Source organism: Nocardioides lijunqiniae, assembly GCF_015024225.1.
Taxonomy (GTDB): Bacteria; Actinomycetota; Actinomycetes; order Propionibacteriales; family Nocardioidaceae; genus Nocardioides; species Nocardioides lijunqiniae.
Map to the genome: position 1 here is coordinate 112,933 of NZ_JACJGM010000007.1, position 16,893 is coordinate 129,825.

Consider the following 16,893-nt stretch of genomic DNA (forward strand, 5'->3'; position numbering starts at 1 on the left):
CCATGTCACAACGAGGGGTGCGGGTCGCGCTACAGCTCGCTGCGAAGGTCCCAGAGGAGGGGGTAGTACTGCAGCGGGAGCCGGCTGCGCAGGTACGTCGAGCCGCTCGAGCCGCCGGTGCCGGACTTCGATCCGATCATCCGCTCGACCATGACGACGTGCCGCGCGCGCCAGCTGGCGGCCAGCTCGTCGTGCTGCAGCAGCGCCTCCGCGAGCGCCCAGACGGCGGCGTACCGGGAGCGGTCGTGCGCGACCGTGCGCAGCGACGCCGAGACCTCCTCGTCGGTGCCCGCCGCCAGACCCTGCGCCCGCAGGACCTCCAGGAGGGCGTCCCACAGCGTGGGCTCCTCGAGGCGCTGCCCGAGCCGGCGCTGCTCCTCGGCGGTCAGCCCGCGGAAGCGCTCGACGTACGCCGCGTCCTTCGCCCCGGAGAGGAACTCCAGCTCGCGGAACTGCACCGACTGGAAGCCGCTCGCGGGGGCGAGCTGCTGGCGGAACTGCAGGAAGTCCTGCGGGGTCATCGTCTCGAGCACGTCGACCTGCTGCACGAGCACCCGCTCGATCACGTGCACCCGCTGCAGCAGGTGCTGGGCCCACCACAGGTTGCCGGCGCTCATCGCGTCGCGAGCGGCCACCGCCTCGTGGAGGAGCTGCTTGAACCACAGCTCGTAGACCTGGTGGATGGTGATGAACAGCAGCTCGTCGTGCGCCGGCGGGTCGGACTCCAGGTGCTGGGAGTCCAGCAGCTGGGGCAGGCGCAGGTAGCTGCCGTAGGTCAGCTGGGCCCCCTGCTCGCCGAAGGACACGAAGCTCTCGTCGGGCTGCTGCTCACGGGTCGTCACAAACGCCCACCTAACCACGGACCGGTGGGGGCGGGTGCATGATGTCGGCCATGAAGCTGCACACCGAGCTGTCCTACGACGCTCCCCCCGCCGACGTCTTCGCCATGCTGTCCGACCCGGCCTTCCGGGAGAAGGTCGCCGAGGCCCAGCACGCGGTGTCCCACCAGGTGACGACCGACGTGGCGGGCGCCGGCCTGACGGTGCGCGTGGAGACCGAGCAGAACACCTCGGGCCTGCCGTCGATCGCGAAGAAGTTCGTGGGCGAGACCACGACCGCGATCCTCACCGAGACCTGGAAGGACGGCTCCGGCGGCGACGTCGAGATCACGGCCCCGGGCAAGCCGACCAAGATCACGGGGACCGTGGCCCTGCGCGAGGCCGGCGGCGGCACGGTGCAGACCGTCGACCTGGACGCGAAGGTCAAGGTGCCGCTGATCGGCGGCAAGCTCGAGCAGCTCCTCGTGGACAGCCTCGAGCAGGGCTACGCCAAGGAGCACGAGGTCGGCGTCGAGTGGCTGGCGGGCCGACGATGAGCCGCCAGGTCACGCACCGGCTGACCTACGACGCGCCCCCGGAGCGGGTGGCCGCGATGCTGCGCGACGCCGACTTCCGCCGCGAGGTGTGCGCCGCGATCGGCATGACCCGCGCCGAGGTCTCGGTCTCGGAGGACGGGGAGAACGCCGAGATCGTGCTGGACCAGTGGCAGCCGACGGCCGGCCTGCCGTCGTTCGCGAAGAAGTTCGTCGGCGAGGAGACCAACATCGTCCAGGCCGAGTCCTGGACCGGCCCGACGCAGGGCGACATCGTGGTGACGATCCCCGGCAAGCCCGGCGACATGACCGGCACCGCCGTCCTCACCGAGCACGCTGGCGTGACCACCGAGGCCGTCACCATGACGATCAAGGTCGGCATCCCGCTCGTCGGCGGCAAGATCGAGAAGATGATCGGCGAGATGCTCCTGGCTGCCCTGGAGACCGAGAACCGGCTGGGGCGCGACTACCTCTCGCGCTGAGGGTCGGCCGCAGGCTCCGCCTCGGCGGCGTCCTCCGCCGCCTCGCGCCGCCGGCGTACGGCGATCACGACGCCCAGCACCGCGAACGGCCCGAACGCGAGCACGATCGTCAGCGCCTGCTCCACGGGGTGGAGCGCGCCGAGGTGCAGCGGCGTGAGGGGCGGAGGGGTGATGTTCATCGCGGTCGATTCTCCACCCGGGGCGGAATGCGCGGCACCTCCACCCCGGTTGAACCAGGCATGCCCGATCTCTTCGACGACCTGACCATGCAGTCCTGGACGCTCCCCAACCGTCTGGTGATGGCACCGCTGACCCGCAACCGCGCCGAGCCGGGCGGAGTGCCCGGCGACCTGGCCGTGGAGTACTACGCGCAGCGGGCGAGCGCCGGACTGATCATCACCGAGGGCAGCCAGCCCAGCGCCCGCGGCCAGGGCTACCTGGACACGCCGGGCTTCCACTCCCCCGAGCAGCTCGCCGGATGGCGCCGCGTCGCCGACGCCGTGCACGGCAAGGGCGGTCGCATCGTGGCCCAGCTGATGCACGTCGGCCGGATCTCCCACCCCGACAACACCGGCGGCCAGGAGATCATCGCCCCCAGCGCGATCGCGGCCCCCGACACCATCGTCACCGCCAGCGGACCGCAGCCCTACCCCGTCCCCCGCGCGCTCGAGACCGACGAGGTCGCCGGAGCCGTCGAGGAGTACGTCACCGCCGCCCGCAACGCCGTCGAGGCCGGCCTCGACGGGGTCGAGGTCCATGCGGCCAACGGCTACCTGATCCACCAGTTCCTCGCGCCCGGCGCCAACGAGCGCACGGACGAGTACGGCGGCTCGCCCGCCAACCGCGCCCGCTTCGCCATCGAGGTGACCCGTGCGGTCGCCGAGGCCATCGGCCCGGAGCGCGTGGGCATCCGGATCTCCCCCGCCCACAACATCCAGGGCTGCACCGAGGAGGACCCGGCCGACGTCGCCGCGACCTACTCCGCGCTGGTCGAGGCCATCGCGCCGCTCGGCCTGGCCTACCTCAGCGTGCTCGCCGAGCCCCGTCAGGACCTCGTGCAGGACCTGCGCAAGGCCTTCGGCGGCGTGCTGGTCGCCAACGACGGCTTCGGCGAGGTCACCACCCGCGAGTCGGCCCAGGAGATCCTCGACAAGGACCTCGCCGACGCCGTCGCGGTCGGTCGCCTCTTCCTGGCCAACCCCGACCTCCCCCGCCGCTGGCAGACCGGCGCCGACCTCAACGAGCCCAACCCCGACACCTTCTACGGTGGCGGCGCCGAGGGCTACACCGACTACCCCGCCCTCGACGCCTGACGCTCGACGACCACGCAGGGCGGTGACCGAACCGGTCACCGCCCTGCGCCGTCCCAGGCACGCCCCTCGGTGGTTGAGGTGCGAGCGCCAGCGAGCCTCGAAACCACCCCGCCGGTGGTCGAGCAGCGAGGAGCGCCAGCGACGAGCGGCCGTCGAGACCCCCGCACCTCTGGTTGTCTCCTCGGGGCCGGACTGGGGTGCCGCGCGCGTAGCCGGTCGCGTCTCCGCCCCAAGGAGCTTCGCCCGCTTCGCGGCGGCTTCGCCGTCCTTGACCCGGAGCCTCTCTCGACCGGCTTGACGGCGCACGGGGCGACACGGGCTTCGCCCGCGCCGCCCGCGCAAAGCGCGGCACCCCTCCCCGTGGGGCTGGTGTGACTGGTGGTGCGTCTACCGACACTCAGCGTCGGCAGTTGGGCGCGGTGCCGGCCCGGCTGAGCGTGAAGTGGCTCAGCCCGAGCTCGAACTGCCGACATAGGTGACCGATCGGCGGGGCCCGCGCTGTTAGCGGGCGGCGCGGCGAAGCCGCCGCCGCCCATGCGCCGCCTCAGCAGCCCGGGAGAGGCTCGGAGTCAAGGACGCCCGAAGGGCGCCGCGAAGCGGGCGAAGCTCCTTGACGCCGAGACCCGGGCTGCTAGCGCGCGGGCCCACACCAGCCACGCATCGGCGGTGTGGTTTCGAGGCTCGCTGCGCTCGCACCTCAACCACCGTGAGGTCGGTCCGCAGCCGGCTCACCGGGTCTCGACGGGCGCTCGTCGCTGACGCTCCTCACTGCTCGACCACCAGCGGTGTGGTTTCGAGGCTCGCTGGCGCTCGCACCTCAACCACCGGAGGGTCGGTCCGCAGCCGGCTCACAGGGTCTCGACGGGCGCTCGACCACCGGCGCCCGGTCGACAGGTCAGCCCATGTACGGGTAGCGGTAGTCCTTGGGCGGGACGAAGGTCTCCTTGATGGAGCGGGGGCTGGTCCAGCGCTGGAGGTTCACCGCGGCGCCGGCCTTGTCGTTGGTGCCGGAGGCGCGACCACCACCGAAGGGCTGCTGGCCGACGACGGCGCCGGTGGGCTTGTCGTTGATGTAGAAGTTCCCCGCGGCGAAGCGGAGCTCCTCGCTGGCCCATGCGATGGCCGCGCGGTCGCGGGCGATGACCGCGCCGGTGAGGGCGTACGGCGCGAAGCCCTCGAGCTGCCGGGCGACCTTCTCGAAGTCGCCGTCCTCGTAGACGTGCACGACCAGGATCGGGCCGAAGTACTCGGTGGAGAACATCTCGTCGGTCGGGTCGCCGCCCTCGATGACGGTCGGGCGGACGAAGTAGCCGACGGAGTCGTCGGTCTGGCCGCCGGCGAGCACGGTGAGGCCGCGTTGACCGCGGGCGCGCGCGATCGCCTTCTCGTGCTTGGCGAACGCGCGGTCGTCGATGACGGCGCCCATGAAGTGCGAGAGGTCGGTGACGTCGCCCATCGAGATCGCCTCCACCTCGGCGATCAGGTCGTCCTTGATGCGCTTCCAGACCGAGCGGGCGACGTAGGCCCGCGAGGCGGCCGAGCACTTCTGGCCCTGGAACTCGAAGGCGCCGCGGACCATCGCGACCCGGACGACGTCGGGGTCGGCGGAGGGGTGGGCGAGGATGAAGTCCTTGCCGCCGGTCTCGCCGACGATGCGCGGGTAGGCGCGGTAGCCGGTGATGTTCTCGCCCACGGTGCGCCACAGGTGCTGGAAGGTCGGCGTGGAGCCGGTGAAGTGGATGCCGGCCAGGTCGGGGTGGGCCAGGGTCACCTTGGAGACGTCCAGGCCGTCGCCGGGCAGCATGTTGATGACGCCCGGCGGCATCCCGGCCTCCTCGAGCAGCTCCATCGTCAGCGACGCCGCGACCTGCTGGGTCGGCGAGGGCTTCCACACCACGGTGTTGCCCATGAGAGCGGGCGCGGTGGGCAGGTTGCCGGCGATGGCGGTGAAGTTGAACGGCGTGATCGCGTAGACGAAGCCCTCGAGGGGGCGGTGGTCGGTGCGGTTCCAGACGCCGGGGCTGTTGGCGATCGGCTGGTCGGTGAGGATCTGCTTGGCGTAGTGGACGTTGTAGCGCCAGAAGTCGATCAGCTCGCAGGCCGCGTCGATCTCGGCCTGGAACGCCGTCTTCGACTGGCCCAGCATCGTGGCGGCGTTGACGCGCTGGCGCCACGGGCCGGCCAGCAGGTCGGCGGCCTTGAGCAGGATGGCGCCGCGGTCGTCCATCGACATCGCCCGCCACTCCGGGGCAGCCTTGGCCGCGGCCTTGACCGCCGCCTGGGCGTCGGCCTCCGTGGAGTTCTTCATGACCCCGAGCACGTGCTGGTGGTCGTGCGGCTGCACGACCGCGATCTCCTCACCGCCGCCGGACCGCTTGCGCCCGCCGATGTGGGCCCGGAGGGTGACCTGCTTGCGCTCCTGCCGCTCGAGCTCGGCGACCAGCTCCGCGCGCTCCGGGCTACCGGGGGCGTAGGTCAGGTTGGGCTCGTTGGTGGGAGCCGGAGGGAAGGTGATGGCGTCCATGCTCGGATGTTGTCACCCGGCGGTCGGGCTTGTCGAAGCGGCCTCAGGCGCCGGCGAGCAGGTCCGGGATCTCCTGGGTGGCGAACCACGCGAGGTCGTCGTCGACGTCGGCGAAGTCGGCCAGGTCGGCGTGCGCCGCGACGACGCGACGCAGGGGGACCGGGTGCCCCTCGGAGGCCACCTCCGCGACCAGGACCACCCTGCGGCCCGCGCCGCCGATCAGCTCGACGGAGGCGTCGGCCGCGGTCATCAGCGCGGCGTACTCGGACTCCTCGTCGTCTCCCTCCGGCGAGATCGGGTCGGCCGGCCACGGCACCGCGTCGGCCGCGACCCACTCGGCGAGCAGCTCGAGCGAGCCGGGGAGGTAGAGGCGCGGCATCAGGCGTCCTTCGTCGGGCGGGCGGTCCGCGTGCGTCCGCGCGGCGCCCGGGACCGGGAGCCGCTGGAGGCCTCGAGCAGCTCGTCGAGGGCCTCGACGATGCAGGTGCCGAGCAGGTCGGCGTCGGGGATCTGCACCCGGTCGGCGGTGATGCCGAAGAACACCCGCCCGTCGTACGACGTCACGCCGATCGCCAGCGGGTGGCCGGCCAGCAGCGGCGGGACGGGGTAGCTGCTCACCATCCGCGCGCCGGCGGCGTAGAGCGGCGACTGCGGTCCCGGCACGTTGGTGACGTTGAGGTGGTAGCCGCGGCGCTCGGCGGCGGCCACGCGGGAGCCGATGGCGTGAAAGGTGGTGGGCGCGAAGCCGGCGATCCCGGCGAGCCGGTTGGCGGCGACGCCGCGGCCGGTCTCCTTGTGCGCCTGGAACGAGTAGCTCACCTGGTGCAGCCGCACGAGGGGGCTGGCCTCACCTACTGGAAGGTCGACGAAGTGGGGCGCGATCTGGCTGCCCAGCGAGGTGGCCTCCAGCTCGGCGTCGATGACCGAGACCGGGACGACCGCACGCACCTGCCGGAGACCCTTGAGCGACTCGGCGCGCGTCATGAGCCAGGCGCGGAGCCCGCCCGCCACCGTGGCGAGGATGACGTCGTTGACGGTGCCGCCGTGCGCCGCGCGGATCGTGCGGTAGTCGGCCAGCGGGGTGTCCAGCGTGACGACGCGCCGCTGCTGGGAGAGGTGGCCGGCGATCGGCGACTCGCCCGCGGGGGCGCGGCCGCTGAGCGCGTGGGCGACCTCCCGCGAGCGCGAGGCGGCGCCGGCCGCGGTGCGCAGCGCGGAGCCGGAGCGACTGCGCACGGTGTCGACCAGCGTCTCGGGGGCGGTGAGCGAGTCGCGGACGGCGCCGGTGAGCAGGCCGAGCGGCGACGGCGCGCGGCGCGCCTGCCACTCGTCGGCCTCGAGCTCCTTGGGCGTCGCGCTCGCGTCGAGCAGCACCTGGCCGAGGTCGACCGTGTGGACGCCGTCGACGAGGACCTGGTGCGTCTTGGACAGCAGCGCCACCCGGCCCTCCTCGAGGCCCTCCACGAAGTAGACCTCCCACAGCGGCCGGGCGCGGTCGAGGGGGCGGGAGACGATGCGGGCGACGAGGTCGCGCAGCTGGTCCATGGACCCCGGTCGCGGCAGCGCGGAGCGGCGTACGTGGTAGGTCAGGTCGAAGTGGTCGTCGTCGACCCACACCGGGTTGGCCAGGCGCCCGGGCACCGCCTGCACCCGCTGGCGGTAGCGCGGGACGAACGAGATCCGGTCCTGGATGAGGCGCAGCAGCCGGTCGTAGTCGAAGCCGGAGTCGGCCGGGTCGAAGATCTCCACCGTGGCGTTGTGCATCGGCGCCTGCGGGGTCTCCTCGGTCAGGAACGCGAGGTCGCGCGGACGCAGTCGCTCGCTCATGTGGCGCTCCTCTCCCCGTCGGTCGCCCCCCACGGACCCCGATCATCCGGGTTTGCCCCCCATGGGATTCTGACAGAGGTGTGCCATCGTCGTGGCACCTGTACCCCGAACCGGAGGAATCCACCATGCGCCGGAGCCTGGCGGCCGCAGCCGTGCTCGTCTCGACCCTGGGCGGCCTGACCGCGTGTGGCGGCGACGACGAGCCCGCCGCCAGCTCGGAGCCGAAGACGATCGAGATCACCTTCGACGGCGACTCGGTGACCCCCAACGGCGAGCGGGTCGAGGTCGGGGTCGACCAGCCGATCGACCTGGTGGTCCAGGCCGACGCACCGGGCGAGATCCACGTCCACTCCGAGCCGGAGCAGGAGTTCCCCTTCGAGGAGGGGGAGACCACGATCGAGATGCAGATCGACAAGCCGGGGGTCGTCGAGGTCGAGTCGCACGACCTCGACGTCGTGATCGTCCAGCTCGAGGTGCGCTGACGGCGTGACCGACGTACGCGACACCCCGCTGGCCCACGGCATCGGCGGCTCCGCCGACCTGCCCATCTCTCCGTCACTGGCGATCGCCGGCGCCGTCGCCGCGCTCGTCGTGTCCTTCACCGTCCTGGCGCTCGCGTGGCGCACGCCCCGCTACGACGGCGCGACCAGCGGCCGACCCGCCTGGCCGTTCCTCGACCGGCTCGTGCGCTCCACGGCCTGGTACGTCGCGCTGCGGGTCTTCGGCTTCGTCGTCTTCGCGTACGCCGTCATGGTGGCGGTCCTCGGCGAGGACCTGCTGACCAACCCGATCTTCGGCATCGTCTTCGTGTGGTGGTGGGTCGGCCTGGTCCCACTGTCGTTCTTCCTCGGCCCCGTGTGGAAGCACATCAGCCCGGTGCGCACGATCAACCTCGCCTTCGCCAAGATCTCCGGCAGCGACCCCGAGGTGGGCGTCTTCGAGTACCCGCGGTGGCTCGGCCACTGGCCGGCGGCGCTCGGGCTCTTCGCCTTCACCTGGATGGAGCTGGTCTACCCCTTCATGACCGAGCTCGGTCCGGTGCGGCTCTGGTGCGCGATCTACGTCGCGGTGATGCTGCTCGGCGGCGCGCTCTTCGGCAACGCCTTCTACGAGAACGCCGACCCGTTCGAGGTCTACTCCACCCTCGTGGGGAAGATGTCGGTCTGGGGCATGCGCGACGGCCACCTGATCGTGCGCAGCCCGCTGGCCAACCTCGACACCGTCGTCGTCCGCCCCGGCCTGGTCGGGGTCGTGGCCGTGCTCTTCGGCAGCACGGCGTTCGACTCGTTCGCCGACTCCTCGGTGTGGGTGCGCTACATCCAGTCGACCGACACCTCGTCCTACCTGCTCAACAACCTGGCCATCGTGGCCTTCTGCGTCGGCGTGGGGGCGATCTTCGCCCTCGGGACGATGCTCACCGGCGTCGAGCCCGGCACGCGGCGGCGCACCTTGCCGAACCTCTTCGCGCACTCGGTCGTGCCGATCGTCGTGGGCTACATCGTGGCCCACTACCTGACCTACCTGGTGGAGTTCGGCCAGAAGACGCTGATCCAGGCGAGCGACCCGTTCGGCAACGGCTCCGACATCCTCGGCACCGGTGACTGGTCGGTGAACTACTGGCTGTCCTACCACCCGACCCTGCTGGCCAACGTCAAGGTGCTCGCGGTCGTCATCGGCCACGTGCTCGGCGTGATCGCCGCCCACGACCGGGCCATCAAGCTGCTCCCCCGTCGCCACCAGCTCACCGGACAGCTGTCGCTGCTCTTCGCGATGGTGGCGTTCACCGTCGGCGGGCTCTACCTGCTCTTCGCCGCCTGACCTCAGCCGCCGACGGCGCTCCCGCTGTCCTTGGACGCCTGGATCGACGACAGCACCTGGGTGCGACACGCGATGAAGGCCGGGTCGGCCTTGGTGGTCAGCTGGTCGCGGACCCCGCTGATCGGCACCTCGACGATCTCGCGCACCAGGGCCGGACGGCCGCCCACGACGACGACCCGGTCGGACAGGTAGACCGACTCGTCGACGTCGTGCGTGACCAGGACGACGGTGATGCCCAGGTCGCGCTGGAGCGTGAGCAGAAGATCCTCCAGCTCCGCTCGCGTCTGGGCGTCCACCGAGGCGAACGGCTCGTCCATCAGCAGCACCTGCGGCCGGTAGGCGAGCGCGCGGGCGATCGCCACCCGCTGCTGCATGCCGCCGGAGAGCTGCCAGGGGTAGGACCGGGCGGCCTCGACCAGGCCGACCACCGAGAGCGCCTCGGCCACCCGCTCGTCCTGCACCGCGCGCGCCAGCCCCACTCCCCGGAGCGGCAGGCGCACGTTCTCGCCGACGCGCAGCCACGGCATCAGGGTGCGGCCGTAGTCCTGTGACACGAGGGCGAGCGTGGCGGGCGGGGCCGTGATGGCCGTGCCCCCGATGAGCACCTCCCCGGTGGTGGGACGTTGCAGCCCCGCGATGCACCGGATCAGGGTGCTCTTGCCGATGCCGGAGTGCCCGACGATGCAGACGATCTCGTTCGGCGCGATCGACAGGTCGATCCCGCGCAGCACCTCGCGGCCCGTCGCGCCGCCGTAGGTGACGCCGAGGTCGCGCAGCTGGACTGCAGGCGTGGCGTTCATGGTCTGGGTGCCTTTCACTTCGAGCCCGACGTGCTGCGGGGCTGCCACCGGAGCAGCCACCGCTCGATCACGCCGTAGCCGACGTTGAGGGCGTAGCCGATGACGCCCAGGAGGAGGATGCCGGACCACATGTCGGCGAGCGCGAAGGTCTGCTGCGCCACGACCACGAAGTGCCCGATGCCGGCCGTGGACACGTACATCTCGCTGCCGACCATGATCACGACGCCGATGGCGAGGCTGGTCCGGATGCCCACGGTGATCTGCGGCATGGCCCCGGGCAGCAGCACGTTGGTCACCAGGAGGTACGGCCGGATCCGGTAGCTGCGCGCCACGAGCCGGACGCTGGGATGGATGGACCGGATGCCGTCGAGGGTGTTCAGCAGGATCGGCCACACGGCGCCGAACGCGATGGCGGCGACGTTGCCGGTGGATCCGGTGCCGAACAGGATGAACAGCGCCGGGAGGACGGCGAGTGCGGGGATCGCCCGGAAGAACTGCAGGAACGGTTCCGCGATCTCGCCGGCGAGCGGGAACAGCGCCAGCAGCAGCCCGGCCCCGACCCCGACGACCAGCGCGAACGCCAGCCCGAGGGCCAGGTTCGTCATGCTGGGGACGACGTCCACGCGGAACGAGGGGCCGAACCAGTTCTCCACGAACGCCTCCCAGATCCGCGAGAGCGGCGGGAAGTACGGCGAGGTGCTGGACGCGGACACGAACCACCACACCACGACGAGCGCCACGGGAAGCCACAGCTCCCACAGGAGCAGTCGGAGGCCGGCGAGCACCCTCATGCCGCCGCCCTCGGGACGTGGTGCCAGGCCAGCAGCCGCGACTCGATGGCCGTCACGGCGAACGCCAGCGCCATGCCCAGCACGCCGGCCACCGTGATCAGCGCGAACATGCGGTCCGGCACCGACTGGCTCAACAGGATCTCCTTGCCGAGGCCGGGGACGCCGGCGATGAGCTCGGCGCCGATGGTGAGCAGGAGGCTCAACGTCGCCGAGATGCGGATGCCGGTGAAGACGTAGGGCATCGACGCCGGCCCGACCACGAACAGCAGCCGTCGCCACAGCGGGAGCCCGAACGACCTCGCCGTGGAGAGCAGCTCGGGGTCGACGTTGCGCACCCCGTGGATCGTCTGCAGCAGGATCGGCCACACGCTCACCGCGATGATCAGCGAGACCGCCATCCGCTGGGTGGGCCCCATGAGGAGCAGGAACAGCGGGATGACGGCCAGCGGCGGCACGGTGCGGCAGAAGTCGATCACGAAGCGCGACGAGATGGTCAGTGCGGGGTGTGCCGCCAGGATCAGCCCGGCCGGGATGCCGACGAGCAGGCACAGCACCAGGCCCAGGGCTGTGGTCGTCAGGGTCTCCCCCAGTGCCGTCGCCAGGGCGGAGGTGCCGAGCTCGTCGCCCAGGGCGGCCAGCACGGCGCTGAGCTTCGGCACCGCCTTGACGTCGGCGTCCGGGGAGGAGCCGAGGACCTGCCAGCCGGCGGCCAACGCGAGCAGCGTCAGCAGCCGGCCGAGCAGGACCTGGCGACGACGGGTCCTCAGCACGGAGGCCTCACTCGGTCGAGGTCAGCATGTCGTCGGCGTCCACCGAGTCCTCCAGCACGCCGTACTCGACCAGCAGCTCGATCAGCGTGGTCAGGGCACCGGGGTCCACGACCGCGGTGTACGTCGGGTTCTTGCTGTCGGCGAGCATCTCGAGCGGGATCTTCGCCTGCTCGGAGAGCGCCGCGGTGACCTTCTCGGGGTTCTCGTTGGCGTAGGCGGCGGCCTTCTCCAGGGCGCTGGCGAACTTCTCCATGGTCTCGGGGTTCTGCTTGACGAAGGACACCGAGCCGACCAGCGAGGTGCCGGGGACGCCGGGCGCCGCGAGCGGGAAGGGGTGGCCCAGGACCTTCAGTCCCGAGCTGGTGGCCATGCTCAGGAACGGGTCGATCAGGAAGGCCGCGTCGGCACCGCCGCTCGAGACCAGGTCGGCCAGGTTGGGCATCGGCGCCTGGATGAACTCGACCTCGTCCGCGGAGCCGCCCGACTCCTCGACCGCGGCGGAGATGACGGCCTCGCTGACGGACTTCAGGCCGCTGATGGCGACCTTCTTGCCCTCGAGGTCCTCGAAGCCGGCGATGCTGCTGTCCTCGGCGACGACCAGCCCGGACTGGTCGGTCTCGTCGGTCTCGGCGAAGTTGGTGAGGCCGCCGACGATCGTCACGGCCATGCTCTGGCTCTGCGCCTGGATCGCCGCGGTCGCCGTGGTGGCGGCGAGGTCCGCGTTGTCGCTGAGCAGCAGCGGCACCTGCGCGGCCGAGGTCGCCCCACCCTCGACGAGCTCGATGGTCAGGCCCTCGTCCTCGAAGAAGCCCTCCTCCATGCCGAGCCAGATGGGGGCGAAGTCCGCGATGGGCTGGGGAGCGATGCGGATCGTCGTCGCCTGCTCGCCGTCGCCGCCTCCACCGCCGCCGTCGGAGTCGCTGCCGCACGAGGTCAGTGCCAGCGAGGCGACGCTGAGCGCGGCGACCGCCGCGACCCGGAGCCGCGCCGCCGACCGAAGGGAATGTCCAACCGTCATGTTCGAACCTCTCGCTGGAGTGACTGCCACCCGGCCGGGGTCCGGCTGGACGATGAACGTACCGCAGAGTTTCCTATGACGGAACGATTATTGCGACTACAGTAATCTTTCTCAGACGAACGACGGGACCTCCAGCCTGGTGGAGACTCGGACGCTCACACCGGCACGCGGAGGGAGATCGAATGACGAAGGGCTCTGCGTCGGCCGTCGACAAGGCGCTCGACCTGCTCGAGGCCATCGCCCAGGCGAGGTCGCCGATGACGCTCAGCGAGCTGGCCGAGGAGGTCGGGATGCTGCGTCCCACCGCGCACCGCGTGCTCGCCGAGCTGACCCACCGGGGCTGGGTCTTCCGCCACGACGGCCGGTACCTCCCGGGCCCCTCGGCGCTGCACGTCTCCCACGAGGCGGCGGCGAACTCGCTGGCCGCCCTGTGCCTGCCGACGATGCGCGAGCTCTCCGAGAGCACCGACATGATGGTGAACCTCCAGGTGCTGGAGCGCGACGGCACCCGCATCATCGCCGCCCTGCGTCCCGAGCGCCTCAAGATGATCACCCGCATGGTCGGGGACCTCCTGCCGCCGCACCGCTTCGCCGGCCCGCTGGCGCTCGTCGCGGCCCTCGAGGACACCGCGCGCGCGCCGTACCTGGCGATGGTGGAGCAGAGCGGCTACCCCCTCGAGGGGCCGCAGGGCTTCCTGGCCGACGTCGAGGAGACCCGCACCACCGGCTTCGCGGTGGTCCACCGACGCTCCCAGGACATCATCGGCTCCGTCTCGCGCGCCGTGCTGTCCCGCAAGGGATCACCGCTGTGCGCCCTCACGGTGATCGGCTTCGACTCCGACTTCGACGACGCCACGACCCGGACGGTCGAGGACCACCTCCTGCGCGCCACCGACGAGGTCCAGGCGCTGCTCACCCACCACACCTCGGGCAAGCGTCCGACCGACTCAGGAGAAGACGCATGATCGAGCGCACCGAAGGCTTCCTCACCGCCTCCGACGGGGAGCGGATCTGGTACGAGACGGCGGGCTCCGGGCCCGACCTGGTCCTCACCCACGGCCTGGGCGGCAACGCCGCCGTGTGGTACCAGCAGGTCCCCTACTTCGCCCACCACTACCGGGTGATCACCTGGGACCAGCGTGGGTTCGGGAGGTCGACCAACGAGCACGGTCGGCACGGACCGGCCGCCGGGACCTCGGACCTCGTGGAGATCCTGGACCACCTCGACGTCGAGCGGGCCCACGTGGTGGGCCAGTCGATGGGGGGCTGGGCCGCGCTGGGCAGCGCGATCGCGGCACCGGGCCGTGTCGCGTCCGTGGTCCTCGCCTGCACCACCGGCGGCGTGCCCGTCGGCTTCGGTCCGGACGTCGCGCCGCCGCTGACGGACGCACCCGTGAGCGCCCGCCCCCTCGGCGAGCACCCGGCCGTGGGCGGGCGGCTGCCCTCCCTGGACATGGCGCGGGCCTACCTCTACCAGGCGCTGGGCACGTTCGGCCACCGGCCGCCGGACAACGAGTTCTTCCGCATCCTCAAGGACCACACGCACGACCCGTCGGTGCTCGCGGAGCTGGCGATCCCCGTGCTGCTCATCGCCGGCGAGCTCGACGACCTGATGACCCCCGAGCGGATCCGCAGCGCCGCCGCGCTGCTGCCCCGCGCCGAGGTCGTCGAGCTGGCCGACCGCGGCCACTCGCCGTACTTCGAGGACCCGCACGAGTGGAACGAGCTGGTCGCGCACTTCCTCGCCGGCGTCCAGGCCGCCGAGACCCGCTAGCCCCCTCCCCCACCCCCGCCACCAGGAGCTCCCCGTGAACGAGTCGCAGACCATCGAGTTCATCCCCCCGACGTTCGACACCCCCTTCTCCACCGGGGTGCGCATCGACGACGTCCTCTACCTCTCCGGACAGATCGGCATGCTGCCCGACGGCACGCTCGCCGAGGGGTTCGAGGCGCAGGCCCGGCAGACCATGGACAACATCGCGGGGTCGCTGGCCGCCTACGGGTTCGGCATGGACGCGGTGTTCAAGTGCACGGTGATGCTGGACGACATGTCGCGGTGGCAGGAGTTCAACAAGGTCTACCTGGAGTACTTCCCGGCCACCCGCCTCCCGGCCCGCAGCGCCTTCGGGACCGACGGGCTGGCCCTGGGGGCGCACATGGAGGTCGAGTGCATGGCGCACACGCCGCGCCGATGACGCCCGCGTGAGGTCGGACGTCCGGCCCGGTCACCTCACCCGGTCAGACGAGGGCGTCCGCCAGTGACGACAGCGCCCTCAGCAGCGGCGAGTCTCCCGACTCCACGAGCGTGCGGCCGGCCACCAGGGCGCGGTCGACGGCCGGCCGGTCGTCGGGCAGGAAGTGCAGGCCCGAGAGCCGCGTGAAGCCGCCCACCATGCCGGCGATGTCCTTCTCCGACCAGCCCAGGCTGGGGCGCATCCGGTTGACGACGACCCGCACCGGCGCACCGGCGACGTGCTCGCGGACGTCGACCAGGGCGCGCGCCAGTCGCGACAGGCCGACCGGGTCGGCCGCCCCGACCACCAGGACCTCGTCGGCGGCGTCGAGCGCGGCCAGCGTGAGCTGGTTGCGGGCCGGCCGGGTGCCGAAGTCCTGACCCGGGTCCTCCTCGAGGCTGAAGCCGGTGTCGACCACGACCTCGGCGTGCTCGCGGGCGACGTCGAGGAGGTGCTCCAGCGCGCCGGGACGCACCTCCACCCAGCGGTCCGCGCGAGGCAGCCCGGTGACCACCGACAGGTGCGGGCCGACGGCGCGCTGGACCGAGGCGAACCGCTCCTCGAGCAGGCCGCCGGTCGCCAGCCGCGCCGCCGAGAGCAGGCCGGACACCTCGTCGAGGATCCCGAGCTGCTGCGCGACGCTGCCACCGTAGGGATCGGCGTCCACGAGGACCGTGCGCGAGCGACGCCGGGCCAGCTCGGCGGCGAGCCCGGCCGCGACCGTCGTCCGGCCCGGTGCACCGGCGGGGCCCCAGACGGCGGTCACCCGGCCGCCCGCGGCTGCCGGGACGGCCGCCGCCGCGCCGCCACCGGGCAGCGGCGTGGGGAGCTCGGGCGGCGGAAGGGTGTCACCGTCGAGGACCGCACCGGGCAGGGCCTCGAGGTCGTCGTCGGCGACGAGGGCGGCGATGCCGATGCGGGCGGCGCGCAGCCGTCCGGCCTCGAGCGCCGGGGCGGGCACGACCGCCACCGGGCGGACGGCGTAGCGGCGCAGGTGCTCCACGACGGCCACGTCCAGACCGGGCGTGTCCAGCCCCAGCACGGCCACGTCGGCCTGGCCGGCCGAGGCGGACGCGACGAGGTCGTCGACGTCGACGCACCGCTTGAGCACGACGATCTCGCGGTGCTCGGTGAGCAGCCCGAGCGCCGCCGACTCCCAGGCGGCGCCCGAGGCGACGACCAGGACGACGATCATCAGCCCCGCCGCACCACGGTCAGCACCGGGCCGTCGAAGGAGTTGAGCAGCTCGAAGAACGCCTGGGCGTCGTCCTCGGGGACCGCCAGGTCGAGCTGCCGCTCGCCCGCGGCGCCGAAGGTGTCGTCGCCGGCCGGAGCCGCCACCACCGTCACCGCGCGCAGTGCCGGCTCACCAGGACCGCCAGGAGCGGGGCCCTGCGGGTCGGTGGGACGCGCGACGATGAAGACGTCGACCACGGAGCCCGCGCCCACGGACTCCGGCACCCGCTCGACAGCGACCGAGATCGGGACCTGCAGGGTGTCGGTGTCCTCGGCCGAGCCCACCGCGGCCCGCGGCAGCAGCTCGCCCTCGCCCACCCCGCGGAGGAGCTCGAGGTCGCCGGGGAGCGGGTCGTCACCGGCGAAGTAGCGGTTGAGCTGCGCGTCGTCGGCGAAGCGCACCCGATGGGCCACCAGGTCCTCCTCGGTGACCTGGTCGCCGGCGCCCATGTCGGCGGCCACGGCCCACACCGTCACCGTGTCGTCGGCCGACGCGAGCAGCCGCGCGCCGCCCACGACCGAGGCCGCGACGATCGCGATCCCGATCCACAGGCGGGGGTCACGCCAGCCAGGGGTCGCCGTGCGCACCGCAGGGGGTGGCGCCGGTGGCCCCGGACTCCCGAGATTCCTGGACACGAGGCCATCATGCATTCTGCGCGGCCTGCGGTCACCTGCTCCTCCACAGGAGTACGGCGGTCCGGTGACACC

General features: G+C 72.1%; 19 protein-coding genes. 8 read left to right on the top strand and 11 right to left on the bottom strand.

Features of this window, described 5'->3' with window-relative positions:
* Positions 1-29 precede the first annotated feature (29 nt).
* Positions 30-842: a tryptophan 2,3-dioxygenase family protein gene (locus IRQ30_RS06285; RefSeq protein ID WP_193608925.1), complete on the bottom strand. Its 813-nt coding sequence runs from the start codon at positions 840-842 to the stop codon at positions 30-32.
* A 50-nt stretch (positions 843-892) separates the two neighbouring features.
* Between IRQ30_RS06285 and IRQ30_RS06290 the strand changes: the two genes are divergently transcribed.
* Positions 893-1,375 (top strand): DUF2505 domain-containing protein, encoded by a 483-nt coding sequence (locus tag IRQ30_RS06290; RefSeq protein WP_193612117.1) that lies wholly within the window; start codon positions 893-895, stop codon positions 1,373-1,375.
* Positions 1,372-1,854, top strand: coding sequence for a DUF2505 domain-containing protein (locus tag IRQ30_RS06295; RefSeq protein WP_193612118.1), 483 nt, complete (start codon positions 1,372-1,374; stop codon positions 1,852-1,854). Before IRQ30_RS06290 ends, IRQ30_RS06295 begins: the two co-directional genes overlap by 4 nt.
* Here IRQ30_RS06295 and IRQ30_RS06300 read toward each other — a convergent pair.
* Positions 1,839-2,033, bottom strand: a complete 195-nt coding sequence (locus tag IRQ30_RS06300) for a hypothetical protein (RefSeq protein WP_193612119.1) — start codon at positions 2,031-2,033, stop codon at positions 1,839-1,841. The two genes, IRQ30_RS06295 and IRQ30_RS06300, sit on opposite strands and share 16 nt — an antisense overlap.
* A gap of 60 nt (positions 2,034-2,093) precedes the next feature.
* Here IRQ30_RS06300 and IRQ30_RS06305 point away from each other — a divergent pair, with 60 nt between their 5' ends.
* Entirely contained in the window at positions 2,094-3,167 is a 1,074-nt protein-coding gene (locus IRQ30_RS06305) for an alkene reductase (RefSeq protein WP_193612120.1), read from the top strand.
* Positions 3,168-4,062: 895 nt separating this feature from the next.
* On the opposite strand, the gene pruA is transcribed toward IRQ30_RS06305, so the two are convergent.
* The 3 genes from pruA to IRQ30_RS06320 are packed head-to-tail and all read right to left on the bottom strand — an operon-like array spanning position 4,063 to position 7,518.
* A complete protein-coding gene (gene pruA, locus IRQ30_RS06310; RefSeq protein ID WP_193608920.1) occupies positions 4,063-5,691 on the bottom strand; it encodes an L-glutamate gamma-semialdehyde dehydrogenase in 1,629 nt (542 codons plus the stop codon).
* Positions 5,692-5,734: 43 nt separating this feature from the next.
* Complete coding sequence (locus IRQ30_RS06315) at positions 5,735-6,070, bottom strand: DUF6912 family protein (RefSeq protein WP_193612121.1); 336 nt, start codon at positions 6,068-6,070, stop codon at positions 5,735-5,737.
* Positions 6,070-7,518 carry a WS/DGAT/MGAT family O-acyltransferase gene (locus tag IRQ30_RS06320; protein ID WP_193612122.1) on the bottom strand — a complete coding sequence of 483 codons (1,449 nt, stop codon included), beginning with the start codon at positions 7,516-7,518 and terminating at the stop codon, positions 6,070-6,072. Before IRQ30_RS06320 ends, IRQ30_RS06315 begins: the two co-directional genes overlap by 1 nt.
* A gap of 125 nt (positions 7,519-7,643) precedes the next feature.
* Between IRQ30_RS06320 and IRQ30_RS06325 the strand changes: the two genes are divergently transcribed.
* Together IRQ30_RS06325 and IRQ30_RS06330 are read left to right on the top strand one after the other, a co-directional pair.
* Entirely contained in the window at positions 7,644-8,000 is a 357-nt protein-coding gene (locus IRQ30_RS06325) for a hypothetical protein (RefSeq protein ID WP_193608917.1), read from the top strand.
* Between the two features lie 4 nt (positions 8,001-8,004).
* The gene (locus IRQ30_RS06330; protein WP_193612123.1) at positions 8,005-9,336 is read left to right on the top strand and encodes a hypothetical protein; all 1,332 of its coding nucleotides are present in this window, start codon (positions 8,005-8,007) and stop codon (positions 9,334-9,336) included.
* A 2-nt stretch (positions 9,337-9,338) separates the two neighbouring features.
* Here the strand turns inward: IRQ30_RS06330 and IRQ30_RS06335 are convergent, their stop codons facing one another.
* From IRQ30_RS06335 to IRQ30_RS06350, 4 genes are read right to left on the bottom strand one after another with little or no spacing between them, the layout of a single operon-like run.
* Entirely contained in the window at positions 9,339-10,136 is a 798-nt protein-coding gene (locus tag IRQ30_RS06335; RefSeq protein ID WP_227467052.1) for an ABC transporter ATP-binding protein, read from the bottom strand.
* 14 nt (positions 10,137-10,150) lie between these two features.
* Positions 10,151-10,927 carry an ABC transporter permease gene (locus IRQ30_RS06340; protein ID WP_193612125.1) on the bottom strand — a complete coding sequence of 259 codons (777 nt, stop codon included), beginning with the start codon at positions 10,925-10,927 and terminating at the stop codon, positions 10,151-10,153.
* On the bottom strand, positions 10,924-11,697 hold the full coding sequence (locus IRQ30_RS06345) for an ABC transporter permease subunit (protein WP_193608914.1): 774 nt from the start codon (positions 11,695-11,697) through the stop codon (positions 10,924-10,926). The genes IRQ30_RS06340 and IRQ30_RS06345 overlap by 4 nt, the downstream gene beginning before the upstream one ends.
* 7 nt (positions 11,698-11,704) lie before the next feature.
* Complete coding sequence (locus IRQ30_RS06350; RefSeq protein ID WP_193612126.1) at positions 11,705-12,715, bottom strand: ABC transporter substrate-binding protein; 1,011 nt, start codon at positions 12,713-12,715, stop codon at positions 11,705-11,707.
* Between the two features lie 182 nt (positions 12,716-12,897).
* On the opposite strand from IRQ30_RS06350, the gene IRQ30_RS06355 reads away from it, so the two are divergent.
* Genes IRQ30_RS06355 through IRQ30_RS06365 form a run of 3 tightly spaced genes read left to right on the top strand, consistent with a single transcriptional unit; the run spans position 12,898 to position 14,910 of the window.
* Entirely contained in the window at positions 12,898-13,680 is a 783-nt protein-coding gene (locus IRQ30_RS06355; RefSeq protein ID WP_193612127.1) for an IclR family transcriptional regulator, read from the top strand.
* Positions 13,677-14,489 (top strand): alpha/beta fold hydrolase, encoded by an 813-nt coding sequence (locus tag IRQ30_RS06360; RefSeq protein ID WP_193612128.1) that lies wholly within the window; start codon positions 13,677-13,679, stop codon positions 14,487-14,489. The genes IRQ30_RS06355 and IRQ30_RS06360 overlap by 4 nt, the downstream gene beginning before the upstream one ends.
* A gap of 34 nt (positions 14,490-14,523) precedes the next feature.
* Positions 14,524-14,910, top strand: a complete 387-nt coding sequence (locus IRQ30_RS06365) for a Rid family hydrolase (protein ID WP_193612129.1) — start codon at positions 14,524-14,526, stop codon at positions 14,908-14,910.
* 43 nt (positions 14,911-14,953) lie between these two features.
* On the opposite strand, the gene IRQ30_RS06370 is transcribed toward IRQ30_RS06365, so the two are convergent.
* Entirely contained in the window at positions 14,954-16,144 is a 1,191-nt protein-coding gene (locus IRQ30_RS06370; protein ID WP_193612130.1) for a CpaE/TadZ family protein, read from the bottom strand.
* Positions 16,144-16,821: a hypothetical protein gene (locus IRQ30_RS06375; protein WP_193612131.1), complete on the bottom strand. Its 678-nt coding sequence runs from the start codon at positions 16,819-16,821 to the stop codon at positions 16,144-16,146. Before IRQ30_RS06375 ends, IRQ30_RS06370 begins: the two co-directional genes overlap by 1 nt.
* Between the last annotated feature and the right edge of the window lie 72 nt (positions 16,822-16,893).